Source organism: Bradyrhizobium macuxiense (genome assembly GCF_007993935.1).
Lineage (GTDB): Bacteria > Pseudomonadota > Alphaproteobacteria > Rhizobiales > Xanthobacteraceae > Bradyrhizobium > Bradyrhizobium macuxiense_A.
This window is the reverse complement of record NZ_VITY01000018.1, coordinates 12170-29663: the sequence shown is the minus strand read 5'-3', so window position 1 is coordinate 29663 and position 17494 is coordinate 12170. Positions and strand designations below refer to the sequence as shown.

At 66.5% G+C, this 17494-nt stretch carries 19 protein-coding genes; 5 read left to right on the top strand and 14 right to left on the bottom strand.

Translation table 11 applies throughout. The features are described 5' to 3' along the window. The first annotated feature begins 106 nt into the window (after positions 1-106). Positions 107-781: a peroxiredoxin-like family protein gene (locus FBZ93_RS35005; RefSeq protein ID WP_146991966.1), complete on the top strand. Its 675-nt coding sequence runs from the start codon at positions 107-109 to the stop codon at positions 779-781. Positions 782-836: 55 nt separating this feature from the next. On the opposite strand, the gene FBZ93_RS35000 is transcribed toward FBZ93_RS35005, so the two are convergent. Further along, positions 837-1838, bottom strand: a complete 1002-nt coding sequence (locus FBZ93_RS35000) for an AraC family transcriptional regulator (protein WP_246667772.1) — start codon at positions 1836-1838, stop codon at positions 837-839. Between the two features lie 134 nt (positions 1839-1972). On the opposite strand from FBZ93_RS35000, the gene FBZ93_RS34995 reads away from it, so the two are divergent. From FBZ93_RS34995 to FBZ93_RS34985, 3 genes are all read left to right on the top strand, one after another. Next, the gene (locus FBZ93_RS34995; protein WP_146991965.1) at positions 1973-2509 is read left to right on the top strand and encodes a carboxymuconolactone decarboxylase family protein; all 537 of its coding nucleotides are present in this window, start codon (positions 1973-1975) and stop codon (positions 2507-2509) included. Between the two features lie 35 nt (positions 2510-2544). After that, positions 2545-3051, top strand: coding sequence for a YkgB family protein (locus FBZ93_RS34990; protein ID WP_146991964.1), 507 nt, complete (start codon positions 2545-2547; stop codon positions 3049-3051). Positions 3052-3413: 362 nt separating this feature from the next. Further along, positions 3414-3605: a hypothetical protein gene (locus FBZ93_RS34985; protein ID WP_050421878.1), complete on the top strand. Its 192-nt coding sequence runs from the start codon at positions 3414-3416 to the stop codon at positions 3603-3605. 110 nt (positions 3606-3715) lie between these two features. On the opposite strand, the gene cobF is transcribed toward FBZ93_RS34985, so the two are convergent. Genes cobF through cbiE form a run of 6 tightly spaced genes read right to left on the bottom strand, consistent with a single transcriptional unit; the run spans position 3716 to position 8845 of the window. Beyond that, complete coding sequence (gene cobF, locus FBZ93_RS34980) at positions 3716-4465, bottom strand: precorrin-6A synthase (deacetylating) (protein ID WP_146991963.1); 750 nt, start codon at positions 4463-4465, stop codon at positions 3716-3718. A gap of 7 nt (positions 4466-4472) precedes the next feature. Next, entirely contained in the window at positions 4473-5201 is a 729-nt protein-coding gene (gene cobA / locus FBZ93_RS34975; protein ID WP_146991962.1) for a uroporphyrinogen-III C-methyltransferase, read from the bottom strand. Beyond that, positions 5198-6508, bottom strand: a complete 1311-nt coding sequence (locus FBZ93_RS34970; RefSeq protein WP_146991961.1) for a cobyrinate a,c-diamide synthase — start codon at positions 6506-6508, stop codon at positions 5198-5200. Before FBZ93_RS34970 ends, cobA begins: the two co-directional genes overlap by 4 nt. Continuing rightward, positions 6505-7302, bottom strand: coding sequence for a precorrin-4 C(11)-methyltransferase (gene cobM, locus FBZ93_RS34965; protein ID WP_146991960.1), 798 nt, complete (start codon positions 7300-7302; stop codon positions 6505-6507). Before cobM ends, FBZ93_RS34970 begins: the two co-directional genes overlap by 4 nt. Next, entirely contained in the window at positions 7299-7667 is a 369-nt protein-coding gene (locus FBZ93_RS34960) for a cobalamin biosynthesis protein (RefSeq protein WP_167529357.1), read from the bottom strand. The genes cobM and FBZ93_RS34960 overlap by 4 nt, the downstream gene beginning before the upstream one ends. After that, entirely contained in the window at positions 7664-8845 is a 1182-nt protein-coding gene (gene cbiE / locus FBZ93_RS34955; RefSeq protein WP_146991958.1) for a precorrin-6y C5,15-methyltransferase (decarboxylating) subunit CbiE, read from the bottom strand. Before cbiE ends, FBZ93_RS34960 begins: the two co-directional genes overlap by 4 nt. Between cbiE and FBZ93_RS34950 the strand changes: the two genes are divergently transcribed. Then, entirely contained in the window at positions 8844-9593 is a 750-nt protein-coding gene (locus tag FBZ93_RS34950) for a cobalt-precorrin-6A reductase (protein WP_146991957.1), read from the top strand. The genes cbiE and FBZ93_RS34950 overlap by 2 nt on opposite strands. Here the strand turns inward: FBZ93_RS34950 and cobJ are convergent. From cobJ to FBZ93_RS34915, 7 genes are read right to left on the bottom strand one after another with little or no spacing between them, the layout of a single operon-like run. Continuing rightward, positions 9569-10303, bottom strand: a complete 735-nt coding sequence (gene cobJ, locus FBZ93_RS34945) for a precorrin-3B C(17)-methyltransferase (RefSeq protein ID WP_146991956.1) — start codon at positions 10301-10303, stop codon at positions 9569-9571. The genes FBZ93_RS34950 and cobJ overlap by 25 nt on opposite strands. Continuing rightward, the gene (locus FBZ93_RS34940; protein ID WP_146991955.1) at positions 10300-11031 is read right to left on the bottom strand and encodes a precorrin-2 C(20)-methyltransferase; all 732 of its coding nucleotides are present in this window, start codon (positions 11029-11031) and stop codon (positions 10300-10302) included. The genes cobJ and FBZ93_RS34940 overlap by 4 nt, the downstream gene beginning before the upstream one ends. A 2-nt stretch (positions 11032-11033) precedes the next feature. Beyond that, entirely contained in the window at positions 11034-11663 is a 630-nt protein-coding gene (locus tag FBZ93_RS34935; RefSeq protein WP_146991954.1) for a precorrin-8X methylmutase, read from the bottom strand. Continuing rightward, positions 11663-12826, bottom strand: a complete 1164-nt coding sequence (gene cobG / locus FBZ93_RS34930; protein WP_146991953.1) for a precorrin-3B synthase — start codon at positions 12824-12826, stop codon at positions 11663-11665. The genes FBZ93_RS34935 and cobG overlap by 1 nt, the downstream gene beginning before the upstream one ends. Beyond that, positions 12823-16071 (bottom strand): cobaltochelatase subunit CobN, encoded by a 3249-nt coding sequence (gene cobN / locus FBZ93_RS34925; RefSeq protein WP_146991952.1) that lies wholly within the window; start codon positions 16069-16071, stop codon positions 12823-12825. Before cobN ends, cobG begins: the two co-directional genes overlap by 4 nt. Further along, entirely contained in the window at positions 16071-17105 is a 1035-nt protein-coding gene (gene cobW, locus FBZ93_RS34920; RefSeq protein WP_146991951.1) for a cobalamin biosynthesis protein CobW, read from the bottom strand. The genes cobN and cobW overlap by 1 nt, the downstream gene beginning before the upstream one ends. Beyond that, positions 17102-17476, bottom strand: a complete 375-nt coding sequence (locus FBZ93_RS34915) for a DUF1636 family protein (protein WP_146991950.1) — start codon at positions 17474-17476, stop codon at positions 17102-17104. Before FBZ93_RS34915 ends, cobW begins: the two co-directional genes overlap by 4 nt. Positions 17477-17494: the final 18 nt, after the last annotated feature.

Sequence of the window (17494 nt, the reverse complement as noted above, 5' to 3'; positions counted from 1 at the left end):
ACGACGCCGCTACCCGGCTCAGCCATCTCCTTTAGCTTCTCGCGTGTGTTCAACGAAGCGGACGGCTCAGTCGTCCTCCGCGCAGAAGCCAAAAAGGAGAACCGTCATGTCACTTCAAGCCAAGCTCGATGCCTTCAAGGCCGATTTCGAAGCCGGCAAACCGCCCTACAGCGTTCCGCGCTCGGTCATCGATGTCATGCACCGCGCCACCGAGGAGCTCGTCGAATCCGGCGCCGCGCAGCGCTCCAAGAAGGCCGGCGACGTCGCACCCTCCTTCTCGTTGAGCGATGCCGAAGGCAACATTGTCAATTCCGCTGATCTGCTGAAGCGCGGCCCGCTGGTGCTCAGCTTCTACCGTGGCGTCTGGTGCCCGTACTGCAACATCGAGCTTCAGGCACTGGAAGCCGCCAAGCCGGAATTCGACAAATACGGCGCTTCGCTGGTCGCGATCTCGCCGCAGACCGCGCCGAACAGCCGCAAATCGGTGCGCCAGAACGAACTGTCCTTCGCGATCCTGTCGGACGTGAAAGGCAAAGTCGGCGAAGCCTTCGGACTGCGCTTCCGTCTGCCCGATTATCTGATCGAACTCTACAAGCAGCTGAAGAACGATCTGCCGGCATTCAACGACGATCCGAGTTGGACGCTGCCGATGCCCGCGCGCTACGTGATCGGACAGGACGGCGTGATCCTCTACTCCGAAGTCAACCCGGACTACACCCGCCGCCCGGAGTCCGAGGACATGATCCCGGTGGTTCAGCAGGCTGCCGCCGTTCGCGCGTGATGGCATTCGAAGCGGCCGATGGCGATCAGGCCGTCGGCCGCTTCTGGCTGACGGACTATCGATGAGCATCCGGCGACATCGCACTCGGATCGACCGCTGCGGCAAGGCCCGCAGCCGCAGACGCCTCCTGTCCAGAATGCTGCGCTCTTCGCCACTGCGCCGGGGTTACGCCCATGTGGCTCTTGAACGCCCGCTGAAAGGCGGCCTCGGACTGGTAGCCGACGGTCTCGGCAACCGCACCGGTCGAGAGCGATGAACTCCGCAACTCGTTCGCCGCAAGCGTCATCCTGATATCGGTGAGCAGATCGCTGGCCGATCGCCCGAGCTTGTCCTGGAACTGCCGGGCCAGCGTCGCGCGCGACAAGTTGCACAGACGCGCAAGCTCCGGCAGCGACCATGCGCGGGCGGGCTCGTTGAACATGGCGGCCACCGCCGGCGCAAGGCGAGGATCACCGGCAAGCGCAAGCAGACCGCGTGACGTGGCGTCGCTCTCGCTCGCGAGCCGCAGTACCAGCGCAAACATCGCCGTGGACAGCGCGTTGAGCATGGCGCGCCCGCCGAGATGATCGTCCGCGGTTTCGCCGCGCATCAGCGACACAAGTCCGGCGAGCTGTGCGGCCGTCCCCTTTCCGATCCGCGGACCGGCATGCACGACAAGACGCGGCGGAAGATAGCTGCTCAACAGACGGTCGTGCGGAGGTGCAAGCGCGAAGTGTCCGCACAGCAGGTCGAGCCGTTCGTCCGAACCCAGGTTTTCGCTGATCGTGAAATTCTGCGCCGCCCGGTTGCGCGGCGACAGCGGTGCCGCTCCGCTGCCGTCATGCATCACGTGTCGCGGGTTGCCCGGCAGCAGAAGAATGTCGCCGGTCTTCAGCAGCAGCGGCCGACCATCCGCGGGATCGTCCAGGATCGCCGAACCGGCCAGCACCGCATGATAGGGGATCTCGTTGGTCGCGCCTGGCCCCTGCTCGATACGCCAGGGGACGCTGTAACTGCAGCGAATATCGAGCCGCCCGCGCACCGGCATCATCTCGAACAGCCGGCTGAGCCAATCCATGGCCGATCCTCCCCCAAGAGGCTTCACGAGACGATCGAGCATATAATCGAGATATATGAACATTCAATGTCTCAGGCCGCGCTCCTACTGTCCACTGCGCAATCGTTTCACCAACCCCAACAAGGAGTGCCACCATGTCGCGTCTCTCAGTCCCCAATCTCGAAACCGACACCGGCCCGTCGGGCCAGATCTACGCCCAGATCAAGAAGGCGGTCGGCGGCGTACCGAATGCCTATGCAGCCATCGCCGCCCACGGCCCGGCCGCGCTCAAGGCGATGGTCGCCGCCGATGCGGCGCTCGCCGGCGGCAGCCTGTCCAAGCGTGATCGGGAGATCATCAAGCTCGTGGTCAGCGCCGTCGGCGGCTGCGACTACTGTGTCGCCGCGCATTCTCACTTCGCCAAGCTCGCCGGCGTGAAGGCCGATGCACTGAAGCAGATCCGCGACGGCGCGCCGACCGGCGATGCCAAGGTCGATGTGCTGATCAATTTCGTTCGCAAGCTCGCGCAGTCGAGCGGCACCGTCAGCGACGAGGATTTCGCCGCGATCAAGGCCGCCGGCTACAGCGACGCGCAGCTGGTCGAGATCAGCCTGGCGTTTGCGACCATCGTCTTCACCAACGTCTTCAACCGCATCAACGACACCGACATCGACTTCCCCGCCGTCGCATGATGCGGCCGAGTCAGTCGAATGGAAGGATCGCGATCATGACCATGCTTTCCAGCACCACGCAAAATCCGCTCGTCCGCGCGCTCGACAGGTCCGGCCTGCTCGCGGAGGATCTCGACTACCACATCGTCCGGGCCGCGATGGTCACCATGTTCCTGTTCTTCGGCTACCAGAAATGGTTTCCGTACGAATTCGAACGCCTGGTCCCGTTCATCAGCAACGGGCCGCTGATCTGGTGGCTGTATCCCGTGTTTGGCCACGCCGGCGCCAGCTATTTCCTCGGCGCCTCGGAATGGACGTTCGGCTCGCTGCTGCTCGCGGGCTTCTGGAACAAGCGGCTCGGCATCCTCGGCGCGCTCGGTTCGACCGGGACGTTCATCGCGACGGTCACCATCATCCCGTTCATGCCCGATGGCTGGGACGTTGCCGCGGGAGGCTTTCCCGCGATGACCGGCAACGTGCCCTTCCTGATGAAGGACGTCGTTCTGCTCGCGGTCTCGCTCTATTTGCTGCGGCAGGACGTGGTTCGCCTGACGCGGCAGTAGGTGGCATCCGCTGATGGCGATGGACCGCCGGCGAACCCTGCGTTCGCCGGCGGTCGCGCGTTGCCGAGCGATTGAGCAGACGCAACATCGGCCTCGAGCGCTGCAGCATGGCAGCCGATATCGCCGCGCAAATCCGATCGCCTATCTCCTTTAAGGCCACGCCGTAACTCATTGCCGAATTTACGGAATGGCTCGAAATTGGACCACCCGTTCAGCGCGATCGCTTGCGCCGCCTCCCGCTCGACGCGGACGCATCCTTTATTCCCATGCAGGAATGATCCGTAGTTCTCCGCCCATAAACATAGTTCCGCCGCGCAGTCTGCGCTAAAGAAGGATCGCCGGTGTTGTTCTGGGGTAAGTTAATGAAGAAGGACGACGTCACGTGTCCGCGCTGCGGGGCCGGATTCCGACGCCTTGAGCTGGCATCCGGATCAGCAAGCAAGGGCGAGTATCGCTGCCCGGTCTGCGAGACGACACTCGAGCAGTTTGACGGTGACAAGCTCGTCGCCTATCGCCTGACCATCCAACCCTCGATTCGCGGGTTGAAGACCTAAAGCGCGATGATCGCGCTTTAGCCTTTTGTTTGCGCATGATCATTTCGGAAAACCGCTCCGCACTTTTCCGGATCATGCTCTAGCAGCGCCCGCTGCAGGCAATCTCCGGATCACGACCTCCGCTTCAGGACGTAGCTGTCCATGATCCAGCCGTGCCGTTCGCGCGCATCCCGACGCACCGCGACGATGCGGGGGCCTGTCTCCGCGAGCTCCCCCGCCATGATGATCTGATCGGGCATGCCAAGATAGGCGCCCCACCAGATCCTTATGCCGGCAGGATCGAGCGTCTGGAAGGCGGCGCTGCCGTCGAGCATCACGACGACGGTATCGACACCGGCCGGCCAGCCGCCCTCGCGCAACCTCCGGCCGGTCGTGACCAGGAACGGCTCGCCGATCTCGTTGAGCGGCAGCGCATGCGCCGCGCACAGCGCCTGGATCGACGTGATGCCCGGGATCACGTCGATCGACGGGCGCGGATCGAGCCGTTGCGCAATCCGCAGGCTCGAATCGTAGAGCGAGGGATCGCCCCAGATCAGCAAGGCGACGCGCCCCTCGCTGCCGAGATGCCGCGCGATTTGCTCCGACCAGCTCGCAGCCACTGCATCGTGCCAATCGTCCACGCCCTTGCGATAGTCCTCCTCGCCGGCGTCACGCACCGGCAGGTCGAACTCGGCAATGCGCGTGCGGTCGTTGCTCAACGCCTCCGCGCAGATCGTTCGGCGCAGTTCGGCGAGGTCCGACTTCGCGGTCCCCTTGCGCGGGATCAGGATCAGGTCGGCAGCGTTGATCGCGTCGATCGCGGCGAGGGTGAGATGCTGCGGATCGCCGCATCCGATACCGATCAGGGACAGCGTCAACATGGCCGCATCACTTTTCTTCCGGTGCCAGCGCGCCGAACAGAATAATGGAAGCCGCCGTGGCAGCGCCGGCATGCGCGAGCTGTTCGGCCAGCCCTGCGATCGTGGTCCGATGAAGCTGCTCGTCGGCATGACCGAGGGACTCCGCCAGCAGCGCCGGCGTGTCGGGGGCGAGACCATGCGCGATCAGCCCTGCGGCCAGAGCCGGGAACGTGCGCCGCCCCATATAGACCACCGTGGTCGCTTCCGGGTCGGCCAGTGCCGCCCAATTCAGATCCGCGGGCAACCCGCCGGTGACGTCGGCGCCGGTGACAAACTGCACCCGGCGCGAGGTCAGCCGTCGCGTCAGCGGAATGCCGGCCTGCGCGGCGGCAACCGAGGCCGAGGTCACGCCGGGAATGATCTCGTAGCCGATGCCTGCATTGCGCAGCGCCTCGATCTCCTCTTCGAGGCGCCCAAAGATGCCGGCATCGCCGGATTTCAGCCGCACCACCCGCACGCCCGCCGTCGCGTAATCGACCAGCAGCCGGCTGACATGATGCTGCTTTGCCGAGAGGCGGCCGGCGCGCTTGCCGACCGCGACAAGATTGGCGCCGGAGCGCGCGAGATCGAGGATCGCGCCCGAGGCGAGATCGTCGTACAGCACCACATCGGCCTCGCGCAGCCGCGCCGCTCCCTTCATGGTCAGAAGCTCGGGATCGCCGGGACCGGCCGAAACGAAGGAGACGAATCCGCTCATCGGTCCTCCGCAATCAGATGGAAGAATGTCCCCGTTGCGCTACCTCGTCGCGATCCGGTTTCCGCAACGATCGCGCCGGTCGCATCGCGCACCACCGCAAGCGGCCTATCGGGCTGCGCGATGATCGTCGAATAGTGAAACTCGTGACCGCGCAGCCGCGCGCCTGGACCGTGTCCTGGCACCGGTGCGGCAAGCTCGGCGAGCCGGTAGCCCAGATGCATGCGCCGTTTGGCGTAGCTCGTCTCGAGGCCAAGCAGGCCCGCCATCTCATGGCGCACGCCGTCGGCATCGGTGAGCGCTGTGCCCAGCACCATGTAGCCGCCGCACTCGCCATGCACCGGATTTGTTTCGGCGAAAGCGCGCAGCCGCTCAAGAAATCGCCGGTTGGCGGCAAGCCGGCCGGCATGCAGTTCAGGGTAGCCGCCGGGCAGCCAGCACACATCGGCGTCCGCATCCGGGCCTTCGTCGGCAAGCGGCGAGAACGTCACGATGTCAGCGCCGGCCGCACGCCAGGCTTCCACCATATGCGGGTAGACGAAGGAGAATGCGGCATCGCGCGCGAGCGCAATGCGCTGGCCGGGCGGTGTGATGTCCAGACCGCGCGCGGCCGGTTGCGGCGACCAGACCGGGGCCGATTGCAGCACGGCATCGAGATCGACGTGCTCGGCGACGAAACGTGCGGCCTCACTGATCAGGCCATCGATCTCGGCCTGCTCTTCGGCCTGCACCAGGCCGAGATGACGCTTCGGCAAGGCAATCTCGGCGTGGCGCGGCAGCGCGCCCAGCACGGCAATGCCTGCCCCTGCCATGGCATCGCGCACCAACGCTTCGTGCCGCGCACCGGCGACGCGGTTGAGAACGACACCGGCAAGCCGCACGCCGGCGCGAAAATCGCGCAATCCCGCCGTGATCGCCGCCGCCGTCTGAGCCTGGCCGGAGGGATCGATCACGAGCAGCACCGGCCATCCCATCATCTCGGCAATATCGGCGGTGGCGCCAGTGCCCGAGACGCCGCGCGCGGCGACGCCGTCGAACAAACCCATCGAGCCTTCGGCCAGCACGAGATCGGCATCCGCGCCGCGGCCTGCCAGAGATGCGATCGCATCTGATGCCATCGCCCAGCTATCGACGTTGACTGAGGCGCGTCCGGTCGCCACCGCATGAAAGGCGGGATCGATGTAGTCGGGCCCGCTCTTCAGGCATTGCACCTTCAACCCGCGACTGCGATAGGCGCGCGCCAACGCCAGGGTCAGCGTCGTTTTGCCGACACCGGATGCGGGTGCCGAGATCACGAGCCCCGCGGTCATTGCGACGATTCCGGCGATGACCCCGGAAACCGTGGCGCCGCACCGACCGGGCGGTAGCGGCGGTCATAGTCGGCGGCGTAGAGACGGCTCTCGCCGAAGTCGCCGGCGCCGAGGGTCTTGCCGACCAGGATGAGCGCGGTGCGTTCGAGCTCCGGGCCAAGCGCGGCATCCAGCGTCGCGAGCGTGGCGCGCACGATGCGCTGGTCCGGCCAGCTTGCGCGCCAGACGATCGCCACCGGGCAGTCCGCGCCATAATGCGGCGTCAGCTCGGCGATGACCTTGTCGAGCAGATGGATCGAGAGATGGATCGCGAGCACCGCGCCGGTCGCGGCGAAGGCTGCGAGCGTCTCACCATCAGGCATCGCGCTCGCCCTGCCCGGCGTGCGCGTCAGCACCACCGATTGGGCAAGGCCAGGCAGCGTGAGCTCGGCCTCCAGTGCCGCCGCGGCCGCCGAGAAAGCCGGCACGCCGGGCGTCACCGAATACGGAATCTGCAACGCGCGCAGCCGGCGCAGCTGTTCGCCCATCGCCGACCAGATCGAGAGATCACCCGAATGCAGCCGCGCGACGTCCTTGCCTTCCGCATGCGCCGCCGCGATCTCGGCGATGATGTCGTCGAGCGACAACGATGCCGTGTTGACGATGCGCGCATCCTTCGGGCAATGCGCCAGCACGCCTGCGGGCACCAGCGATCCGGCGTAGAGACAGACCGGGCACGAGGCGATGAGATCGCGTCCGCGCAAGGTCAGGAGATCGGCGGCGCCAGGTCCTGCGCCGATGAAATGCACCGTCATTCGCCGTCTCCTTCCGCGATCGCGGCAGTCGCCATCCGATCCTGCGAGACGGCCCTCGCGGAGATCAGGCGCGCGCCACGCCCTGCCGCCGCGATGGCTGCAGCTTCGGCGATGGAACCTGTACCAAACTCGGTACGAATCAACTCGGATTGCGTCACAGTTTCGACCTCGGCCAACGCGTCGGCGGGAATTCCCCGGATCGACAGTCCGAGTTCCTGCGCCAGGACTCTCAGCGCCGTTGCATCGGACTTCTCACTCACCGTTGCAAGCGCCGCAAGGCCTTCGGCCCCGCCGGCCGCGTCGAGGGCTTCGCGCAAGGACGCGACACTGGCCTCGCGCCTGAATCCGAGACCCGCGACCTTCATTTGATCACACTCCATTGCACGATCGGCCGCGCGGCCTTCCAGGAACGATAGCGGCCCAGCGGCTCGGCCTGCGCGATCTCGACGCGCATCAATTCGCCGCCATGCCGCTGGTGCAGACCGGAAAGCAGCGCCTCGGTTTCCAGCGTCACCGCATGCGCGACCAGCCGCGTGCCCAGAGCGATGTGCGACCAGATCGCGGCGAACATATCAGCATCGAGGCCGCCACCAATGAATACGGCATCGGGTGCCGCGAGGCCCGGCAGGATGCCGGGCGCCTCGCCTTCGATGATCGTGATCCGGTGGGCTAGGCCGAAGCTCGCAGCATTGCTGCGAATGTTGGCGGCCCGTTCGCCGCGCGCCTCGATGGCAATAGCTGTCCCGCCGCAGAGCGCCCATTCGATCGAGATCGAGCCGGAGCCGGCACCGATATCCCACAGTCGCTCGCCGGGCCGCGGCGACAGCGCCGACAGCGCAAGCGCTCGGACCGGTCGCTTCGTGAGCTGCCCATCATGCACAAACAATTCGTCGGGAAGACCCGAGCTGCGCGCGAGTCCTTGCGCTCCCCTCGCCTCCAGCGCAACCGCGACCAGGCTGTCGCCGGAATCGTCCGCATAAGTGTCAGCGCAATGTTGCGTGATGGATTCACGCGGGCCGCCCAGCGCGGACAGCGTCCACATCGCCGACGATCCCCAGCCATGCTCCGCAAGCCAGCGCGCGAGATCGGAACCCGCCTTGCCGTCGCGCACCAGGCAGACGATCCGTACGCCCCGCGCAAGGTGCGGCAACAGCCGTTCGAACGGCGCCGCATGAAGACCAAGGCAGACGACATTCTCGAGCCGCCAGCCCAGACGCGCCGCCGCCAACGAGAATGTCGACGGCGCGGAGTGCGCGATCCATTCATCGGACTGCAGCTTCTCGACAAGGCTACCGCCGGCGCCGTGCCAGAACGGATCGCCCGAGGCGAGCACAACGGTCGGACGTCCCCGGCATTGAAGCACGATGCCCGCATCGAACGGCACCGGCCAGGCGCGGCCACGATCGGTGATGCCGGCCAGCGCAAGGTGCCGTTCACCGCCGAAAACCACCTCCGCTTCATCAAGCGCCTTTCGGCTTGCGTCCGGCAGCCCCGCAAGGCCATCTTCGCCGATGCCGACGATGGTCAACCAGGGATTACCCATGATGCGCGCCCTGATCCTGGGCGGAACGGCCGACGCCAACCTGCTCGCCGCTGCGATCGCGCGCGCGGGGATCGACGCCGTCTATTCCTATGGCGGTCGCACCGCCGCCCCTGCCGAACAACCTTTGCCGACCCGGATCGGCGGCTTCGGCGGCGTGAGCGGTCTTGCCGACTATCTGCGCTGCGAAGGCATCACCCATGTGATCGATGCGACGCATCCGTTCGCGGCCGAGATGAGCCGCAATGCGATCGCCGCCTGTGCGCAAACCACGACGCCGCTGCTCGCGCTCGAACGCGCGCCGTGGGACAAAGCCTCTGGCGATCATTGGATCGAGGTCGGAGACGTCGTATCCGCGGTCGCGGCCTTGCCGGAGTCCCGTGCCAGCGTATTCCTCGCGATTGGCCGCCAGCACATCGCGCCATTTGGGAGCCGGCCGCAGCATGCCTATACGTTGCGTTTCGTCGACCCGCCCAAGCACGCGCTGCCATTGCGGGATGCTGATGTGATTGTCTCGCGCGGACCATTCACCCTCGAAGGCGAGCTCGAAATGATACGCACGCGCAATATCGAATGGATCGTCGCACGCAATTCCGGCGGGAGCGGCGCGCGCGCCAAGATCGACGCGGCCCGCTCGCTTGGCCTCCCCGTCATCATGATCACGCGGCCGCTGCTGCCCGAGAGGCCGCGGGTGGAAAGTGTCGCCGACGTGATGGAATGGCTCGGTCATCGGACCTGCCTCGGCGCATAGACCCAGCGGCCGACCCGGCGCGTCGCCGAATTGCCGACGATCACGAGCGTCCGCATGTCGGCCATCTCGGGCCGTGCATCGCGCAGTTCGACCATCTCGATCCGCTGCTCGGGCGTAGAGACGGCGCGCGCGAAAATCACGATCCGCTCGTCACACCCCGCCTCGCGCAAGATTTCGAGTGTTCGCGCAAAACCTTCCGGCCGGCTTGCCGAGCGCGGGTTGTACACCGCAATAGCAAAATCGGCTTCGGCGGCGAGCCGCAGGCGCTTCTCGATCAGCGACCACGGCTTGAGATTGTCCGACAAGTTGATCGCACAGAAGTCATGGCCGAGCGGCGCACCAGCGCTCGCCGCCGCCGCCAGCATCGCCGTGACGCCGGGCAGCACGCGAATCGGCAGATCATGCCATTGCGGCATGTCCTCCAGCGCTTCGAACACGGCGGATGCCATCGCGAACACCCCGGGATCGCCCGACGACACCACGACGACCTGCCGTCCCTCGGACGCGAGCCGCAGCGCCTCGCCGGCGCGCTGCAATTCCACACGATTGTCGGACGGGTGCAGCGTCAGGCCGGCACGCGGCGGCACACGCGAAACATAGGGTGCATAGCCGATGATGTCGGTCGCCATTGCGAGTGCAGCGGAGACTTCAGGCGTGATCAGCGCCTCGTCGCCCGGCCCCAATCCCGCGATGGTCAGCGTGCCGGTCATGGCGCCGCCTCCCGGCGCCGCCCCTGCCCGTGCACCAGCACGATCGCAAAATACGGACAGTCGGCCTCGGCGATATCAGCGAGCTTGATGACCCGCTGATCCGGCATGGTGCCGCGCTCGACCAGCCACGCATCGTCGAGACGGCCCGCGGACGCGAGCGCGCGACGGATCTTCGGAAGATTGCGGCCGGTCTTCATCACGACCAACGCGTCGGAACTGCGCATCCGCTGCGCAAGCTCCGCCTCCGGCAGCGTGCCCATCAGGACTGATGTGACATCGTCGGCCAGCGCGATCGGCTGGCCGACCGCATTCCAGCAGCCGACCATGCCGGGAATGCCGGCGATCACCTCGATCTCGACACGGCCCTGCAAGCGCGCATATAGATGCATGAACGAGCCATAGAAATAGGGATCGCCCTCGCACAGCACGACAACGTCGATCTCGCGCGCCAGCCGCGCCAGCCGCTCGGCCCATGCATCGTAGAAATCGGCCAGCAGCCGCGCGTATTCGGGATTGTCGAACGCAATCTCCGTGGTGACCGGGTACTCCATCGGATATTCGCTGACGTCAGCGGCAAGCAATCCCTCCACGATGCGCCGCGCCTGCCCGGGTTGCCCCTTCTTGCGGAAATGGGCGACATGTTTTGCCGCGCGCACGATCCGGTCGGCGCGCACGCTCATCAGGTCCGGATCGCCAGGGCCAAGCCCACAGCAAATGATGCGCCCCATCGCTATTCGCTCCAGCTCGCCAGCGCATTGACGGCGGCAACGGTGATCGCCGAGCCGCCGAGACGTCCCTCGACCGTCAGCGCCGGCACAGGCGGTTCAGCCATCAATGCCGCCTTGGACTCGGCAGCTCCGACGAACCCGACCGGGCAGCCGATGATTGCCGCCGGCCTTGGGCAATCGGCATCCTCCAGCATGTTGAGCAAATGGAACAGCGCCGTCGGCGCATTGCCGATCGCGACGATGGCACCGGCCAGATGCGGCCGCCATAGCTCCAGCGCAGCCGCCGAGCGCGTGTTGCGCATCGATTGCGCGAGCGCGGGAACCTCGGCGTCACCGAGCGTGCAGATGACTTCGTTGCGGGCCGGCAGCCGCGCGCGCGTAATGCCCTCCGACACCATGCGCGCGTCGCAGAGGATCGGCGCGCCCTCCTGCAAGGCTGCTCGCGCACGCGTGGCCATGCCGGGCGTGAAGCGAATATGGGCTTCCAGGCCCACCATGCCCGCGGCATGGATCATGCGCACCACCACCGGCTCTTCGTCTGGCGTAAAGCGGGCAAGGTCAGCCTCCGACCGGATGGTGGCAAAGGACTGGCGGTAGATCGCCGCGCCATCGGTCTCATAGACGTGCGGCATCAATGATCTCCCGTCAGCACGGAGGGATTTGCGACGAGGTAAGAGCCGGTCAACCCGCGCATGACCGGCGTATCTCGCGTCGTGCCGCGGCGGATCAGGTCAAAGCCCTCGCGTGACGCAACGAGGGTGACATCAGCAGAACCGGAATAGGCGCAGCCCTTGGCGCAGCCGGAGACGTGAAGCCGGGCGCCAGCCGGGACAAACGAAGCAAGCGCAGATGCCAATGCGCGCGTATCGGCATGCGCCTCTGCGCAGCGCGGCGCGCCGCTGCAGGCGATGACGCGGAGCGCCGGATCATCGGCATCAGTGACGAGGTCCGCCCCACGGGGCATCTCATGCATTCCCTCCGCCAGCACCATCCGCCACGGCGTCAGGCGAAGCGCCTGCGCGCGCGCGGCAAGATTCTCGAGCGTCCCGTGCGGCATTTGCCCGAAGGCCACACCGACCATCGCACCAATCGGAGTGAGACTGGGAACGGGGTTCGCCGATTGGGCTACAGGTTCGGCATCGCCCCGAAGCGGCTCGGGAAGGCTCGCACCGCCGGCCAGATGCGCCGCCATCCGTCGCTTCTCACCCCTGGCTCCGCCCGAGGCAATGAACCAATCGGCCAGCGCCAACGCGACCTGCACGGCCTCGCCACGCGTGACGGAAAGCCCGAATTGTGCGCCATCGGCGCGCACCAGCAAGCCCCCGTTGCGAGCGCGTTCGATCCTGATATCGGCCGATGCCCCCGCCAGCACCCGCTCGCGGCCGTCATCGATTGCGAAGCCGAACTTGGTTGGAAGATCGAGTGCCGTGCTGGCTAGCGCCCGCTCAAGCTCGGCCGCAAGCGAGTGCGTATCGTCAGCGTCGGTCCAGAACGGCGTCACCAGAATGTTGCGCTGGGCCTCGATGTTGGAATCTGCGTCCAGCAATCCGAGCCCGGCGAGCCCATCGATCAAGGGCGGATAGCTTTCATCGCTGACGCCGCGGATCTGGAGATTGGCGCGGCTGGTCAGGTCGATCAGGCCGTTGCCATATCGCGCAGCGAGATCAGCTATTCCTGCCGCCTGCCTCGCGTCCAGCCGACCACCGCGCGGGCGAACTCGCACCACGAGGCCATCGCCGGACTGCATCGGCCGCAGCGCGCCGGGACACCAGCCTTTGATCGCGACCGCGCTCATGAGGCCTCCTGCAGCGATGCCGCAATCGAGTTGCGCCGCGTCTGCCAGAGCGAGGCGTCGTGCAGCCGGGTGAAGCAGGTTTCGATCGCCGCCAACGCCGCGGGATTCTCGCGCGCCATGAAGCCACGGACCTCGTCATTGCCGAGCGTCGCGTCGTAATAGAGGTCGAACAGGTGCGGCGGCACCGCGCCGGCGAGATGCGCGAATGCCGCCATATGCTCCAGCGTCGCCGTGATCTCGGCGGCACCACGGAAGCCGTGACGCATCATGCCGGCAATCCATGCGGGATTGGCGGCGCGCGCGCGCACCACCCGCGAGATTTCCTCGGTCAAGGAGCGGGCATGCGGCTGATCCGGCCGCGTCGCATCGAGGTGATAGAGCGATGGCGTCTTTGTGCCAAGGCGCCCGGCCGCGGCGGCGATACCGGCCTCATGCGCCGCATAGTCCGCCGCCAGCAGCAGATCGGTCTCCGGCAGGTCCTGGCTATGGACAAAGCTGTCGGCCGCGGCGAGCCTGGCCTCGATGCCGGCGCGATCCGGCCGGATCTCGCCGTCGGCCGCGATGGCCCAGGATGACGCCGACAGCCAGGCTTCGCCGGCCGCCTCGCGCGCCTCCGCTGTGAAGACATCGGGAATAGACGCAATGCCGGCACCGTAATGTCCGGGGCGCGGACCGAACACGCGCGCGATGCGCAGCCGATAGGGATTCTCGTCCGCCTCCTCGCTGCGTTCGGACAGCGCCTCCGTCGCAGCTTCGAACAATTGCGCAAGCCCCGTAAAGACGTCGCGGAACAATCCCGACACGCGCAGCGTCACGTCGATGCGGGGCCGGCCGAGCTCCGCCGGCGCGATGATGTCGTAGCCCGACACCCGGCCCGATCCATGATCCCAGCGCGGTGCGATGCCGGCAAGATGCAGGGCCATCGCGAAATCTTCGCCGGCGGTGCGCATCGTCGATGAGCCCCAGAGATCAACGACGAGTCCTTTCGGCCAATCGCCGTGATCCTGCAAATGACGGCGAAGCAGCTCCTCGGCGAGCTTCACGCCTTGCGCATGCGCCGACGGCGTCGGCACCGCGCGCGGATCGACCGCGAACAGATTGCGTCCGGTCGGCAGCACATCGCTGCGCCCACGATAGGGCGAGCCCGACGGCCCCGGCGCCACGCGCCGGCCGGCGAGCGCCTCGCGCAACGCGGACTTCTCCGCCTCACCGCAGGCGCCCTGCCCGAACACATGCAGGCCATCGCCGAACTGGCTTTCCTTGAGATCGCAGACGAAGCGATCGATCTGCGGAATGGCCTCGGCTGCCGAGACCGATGTCGCAAGACCCAGGTCGTCTTCCAATCCCGCGATCCGCGCTTCCTCACGGATCGCAGCGATCAGGCGCTGCCGCCTAGCGGGATCGAGACCATCGGCGGTCGAATATTCATCGAGCAAGCGCTCGAGACTTCGCAGCCGCTCGGGCAGCGCTGACGGCGCCAGCGGCGGCGGCAGATGGCCGATCGTCACGGCACCGATCCGGCGCTTGGCCTGCGCCGCCTCGCCGGGGTCGTTGACGATGAAGGGATAGATGACAGGCAGATCGCCGATCAGTGCTTCCGGCCAGCACGCCGACGACAGCGCAACCGATTTGCCGGGCAGCCATTCCAGCGTTCCATGCGCCCCCATGTGAACGACGGCGTCGATACATTGCCGCCGGAGCCACAGATAGAACGCGACATAGGCATGGCGCGGCGTGCGCGAGAGATCGTGATAATCGGCATCGCGATGGCCAGCATCGCCGCGCTCCGGCTGAACGGCAATGATCGACTTGCCGCATTGGATCGCCGCAAAGTGGAATGCGCCATCACGGCAATCAGGATCGTCTTCCGGCGCGCCCCATGCCGACGCAAGATCGTCCTGGAGCTGTTGCGGCAGGCCAGAGATCGCCGCGCGATATTCGGCCACGTCCCATGTCAGCTTCCGGCGCAGGAGCACGTCGCCCAGCGACGCCGTCGGTTCAAGGTCAAATCCCGCAGCCGCGAGATCGATCAGCAACGCCTCGACCGAGGCAAGTGCATCGAGGCCGACGGCATGCGCGATCTGGTGCGGGCGGCCCGGATAGTTCGAGAGCACGAGCGCAAGCTGCTTGTCTTGCGCCGGCTTGCCGGCAAGCCGGTGCCAGGCGGCGACCCGCGCGGCAATCGCCGCGACCCGCTCGGCGTCCGGCCGATGCGCAAGATGCTCGAATTGCAGATCTGGATCGCGCTCACCGGGCGACTTGAAGCTCACGACGCCCGAAAACAGGCGGCCATCGACTTCCGGCAACACCACATGCATCGCGAGATCGCCGGGCGACAGGCCGCGCAGCGACAGGGCCCAATCCTCGCGCCGCGCGGTGGACAGCGCGACCTGGAAAACCGAGCACGACACGGCATCGAACGGCGTCGTGCCGTCGTCACCGGCCGCGGAGAACGCGGTCGCGTTGACGATGGCGGCAGGCGGGCATTGCTCGAACTGAACGCGCAACCAGTCGGCAACGCCTGCCGCCTTCAGCGAGGTGACGAAGACACCGTGGGCATCAAACCCCCTCTCGAGCAACGCATCGATCAATGCATCGACCGGCGCGGTGTCGCCGGCCGCGAGATAAGAACGATAGAACGTCACCAGCGCCCTCGGCCGGCCATCCGGCGCCGGCAGCGCCGCGATGGCGCCGCGACGGGACTCGTAGGCGCCGATCTCGGGAAGATCGATCTCGCCGACCACCGGCCCGGCATAGAGTCCGGACGCCAGCGCCAGCTGCGCGATCACGGCCTGCGCGGCAACGGGGCCGCCCTTGTCGCAGAGCACTTTCAGACGGCGCAGTGTCGAGACCGGCAGCGTTGAAAATTCATCCAGCCGCAGATCGTCGCGGCCATCCGCCGGCAGCACCACCAGAGCGATGCCGCGCTCCCTGGCCAGCCGATGCACCGCGGCAAGCCCGTAGGACCAATAGGGTTCGCCGCCGATCAGCCGCACCAGAATGCCGCGCGCGTGCGACAGCGTCCGCTCGATATAGGTGTCCACCGACAGCGGATGGCGCAGCTCCGCGAGATTGGCGAGCCGCAGCGAGGGCAATGCGGCGCGCCCTCGCCGCCAGCCGGCCGCGAATGCTGCGAGATCGCTGTCGGAAAACGACAGCACCACGAGATCGGCCGGATCCTGGCCGAGGTCTCTTGGTGTCGCAGTCTCCTCAAGGCCGCGACTCTCGCGGAAAACGACGTGCATCAGACACCAAGCCGTGCCCTGATCGCGGCTTCATCGATATCGCCGTGTTCGCCGATCACGACGAGCTTCGACTGCCTCGTCCGCGCGCCCCAGGGCATGTCGAACTGATGCCTCACCCGCTCGCCGACCGATTGCACCAGCAAGCGCATCGGCTTGCCTTCGACCGCAATATAGCCCTTGGCGCGCAGCACGTTCTGCTCGCGTGCCAACCCCTTGATCGAGGCGACCAGCGCATCGACATCGACAATCTCGGGAAGATCGATCACCACCGAATTGAAATCGTCGTGCTCGTGCTCTTCTTCGCCATCGTGATGCGACGGTCGCGACGCGAGGTCATTTTCGGCCGCGGCGCCGAGCCCCAGGATCACGCGCGCGTCGATGGTGCCGTCGACGACAGGCAACATCGGCACCTCGCGCGGCATTTCGGCCGCGATCACTTCCTTGGCCGCCCTGATCCCTTCCGCGCCGGCGAGATCGGCCTTGGTCAGCAGCACGATGTCGGCGCAGGCGATCTGGTCCTCGAACACCTCCGACAGCGGCGTCTCGTGGTCGAGATTGTCGTCGGCAGCACGCTGTGCATCCACCGCGGCAACGTCAGGCGCGAAGCGGCCGGCCGCAACGGCCTCGGCATCGGCCAGCGCGATCACGCCGTCGACGGTGATCCGCGAGCGGATCTCCGGCCAGTCGAACGCCTTGAGCAGCGGCTTCGGCAGCGCGAGCCCCGAGGTCTCGATCACGATGTGATCGGGCTTCACCGGGCGCGCGAGCAACTGCTCCATCGCCGGGATGAAATCGTCGGCGACGGTGCAGCAGATGCAGCCATTGGCGAGCTCGACGATGTTCTCGGTCGGGCAATTGGCGTCGGCGCAGGATTTCAGGATGTCGCCGTCAACACCTTCGCTGCCGAATTCGTTCACCAGCACCGCGAGCTTCTTGCCGTTGGCATTGCGGATCAAATGCTGAATCAGCGTCGTCTTGCCGGATCCCAGAAAGCCGGTCACGACGGTAACCGGAACCTTGGCGAGTGTGGTCATTCTGCGGCCTCCGGCACGACGGGAAGAGGTGGAATGCGGGCAAGCGATTGCTTGCGGAAAACTTCCGGGCGGCTGCGCCACGGCACGATGCCGTCAGGTGCCGCCGCATAGGCGGAGGCGCCTGCGATCACATCCCCGGCATTGGCTTCGGACAGGCGCCCATAGACATAGGACCACCGGCCGGGCGCGCTGAGCGCGACCGAGCAGCCCTGGCTGCAAGCCGACAGGCATTCGACGGGAACCAGATTGACGCCATCGGGCACGCCGGCCTCGACAAGCGCGGCATGCAGACGCGCACCGGGCGCGACGTCACCTTCCGCCAGCGTTTGGCCGGCGCGGCAGGTGATACAGACATGAAGGGTAACGCTCATCGGTCTTCCTGGATTGAC

Excerpts from the sequence above, each read along its gene's own strand:
- FBZ93_RS35005 (WP_146991966.1), top strand. The coding sequence starts at position 107 with ATGTCACTTCAAGCCAAGCTCGATGCCTTCAAGGCCGATTTCGAAGCC.
- FBZ93_RS35000 (WP_246667772.1), bottom strand. The coding sequence starts at position 1,838 with ATGGATTGGCTCAGCCGGCTGTTCGAGATGATGCCGGTGCGCGGGCGG.
- FBZ93_RS34995 (WP_146991965.1), top strand. The coding sequence starts at position 1,973 with ATGTCGCGTCTCTCAGTCCCCAATCTCGAAACCGACACCGGCCCGTCG.
- FBZ93_RS34990 (WP_146991964.1), top strand. The coding sequence starts at position 2,545 with ATGACCATGCTTTCCAGCACCACGCAAAATCCGCTCGTCCGCGCGCTC.
- FBZ93_RS34985 (WP_050421878.1), top strand. The coding sequence starts at position 3,414 with ATGAAGAAGGACGACGTCACGTGTCCGCGCTGCGGGGCCGGATTCCGA.
- cobF (WP_146991963.1), bottom strand. The coding sequence starts at position 4,465 with ATGTTGACGCTGTCCCTGATCGGTATCGGATGCGGCGATCCGCAGCAT.
- cobA (WP_146991962.1), bottom strand. The coding sequence starts at position 5,201 with ATGAGCGGATTCGTCTCCTTCGTTTCGGCCGGTCCCGGCGATCCCGAG.
- FBZ93_RS34970 (WP_146991961.1), bottom strand. The coding sequence starts at position 6,508 with ATGACCGCGGGGCTCGTGATCTCGGCACCCGCATCCGGTGTCGGCAAA.
- cobM (WP_146991960.1), bottom strand. The coding sequence starts at position 7,302 with ATGACGGTGCATTTCATCGGCGCAGGACCTGGCGCCGCCGATCTCCTG.
- FBZ93_RS34960 (WP_167529357.1), bottom strand. The coding sequence starts at position 7,667 with ATGAAGGTCGCGGGTCTCGGATTCAGGCGCGAGGCCAGTGTCGCGTCC.
- FBZ93_RS34950 (WP_146991957.1), top strand. The coding sequence starts at position 8,844 with ATGATGCGCGCCCTGATCCTGGGCGGAACGGCCGACGCCAACCTGCTC.
- cbiE (WP_146991958.1), bottom strand. The coding sequence starts at position 8,845 with ATGGGTAATCCCTGGTTGACCATCGTCGGCATCGGCGAAGATGGCCTT.
- cobJ (WP_146991956.1), bottom strand. The coding sequence starts at position 10,303 with ATGACCGGCACGCTGACCATCGCGGGATTGGGGCCGGGCGACGAGGCG.
- FBZ93_RS34940 (WP_146991955.1), bottom strand. The coding sequence starts at position 11,031 with ATGGGGCGCATCATTTGCTGTGGGCTTGGCCCTGGCGATCCGGACCTG.
- FBZ93_RS34935 (WP_146991954.1), bottom strand. The coding sequence starts at position 11,663 with ATGCCGCACGTCTATGAGACCGATGGCGCGGCGATCTACCGCCAGTCC.
- cobG (WP_146991953.1), bottom strand. The coding sequence starts at position 12,826 with ATGAGCGCGGTCGCGATCAAAGGCTGGTGTCCCGGCGCGCTGCGGCCG.
- cobN (WP_146991952.1), bottom strand. The coding sequence starts at position 16,071 with ATGCACGTCGTTTTCCGCGAGAGTCGCGGCCTTGAGGAGACTGCGACA.
- cobW (WP_146991951.1), bottom strand. The coding sequence starts at position 17,105 with ATGACCACACTCGCCAAGGTTCCGGTTACCGTCGTGACCGGCTTTCTG.
- FBZ93_RS34915 (WP_146991950.1), bottom strand. The coding sequence starts at position 17,476 with ATGAGCGTTACCCTTCATGTCTGTATCACCTGCCGCGCCGGCCAAACG.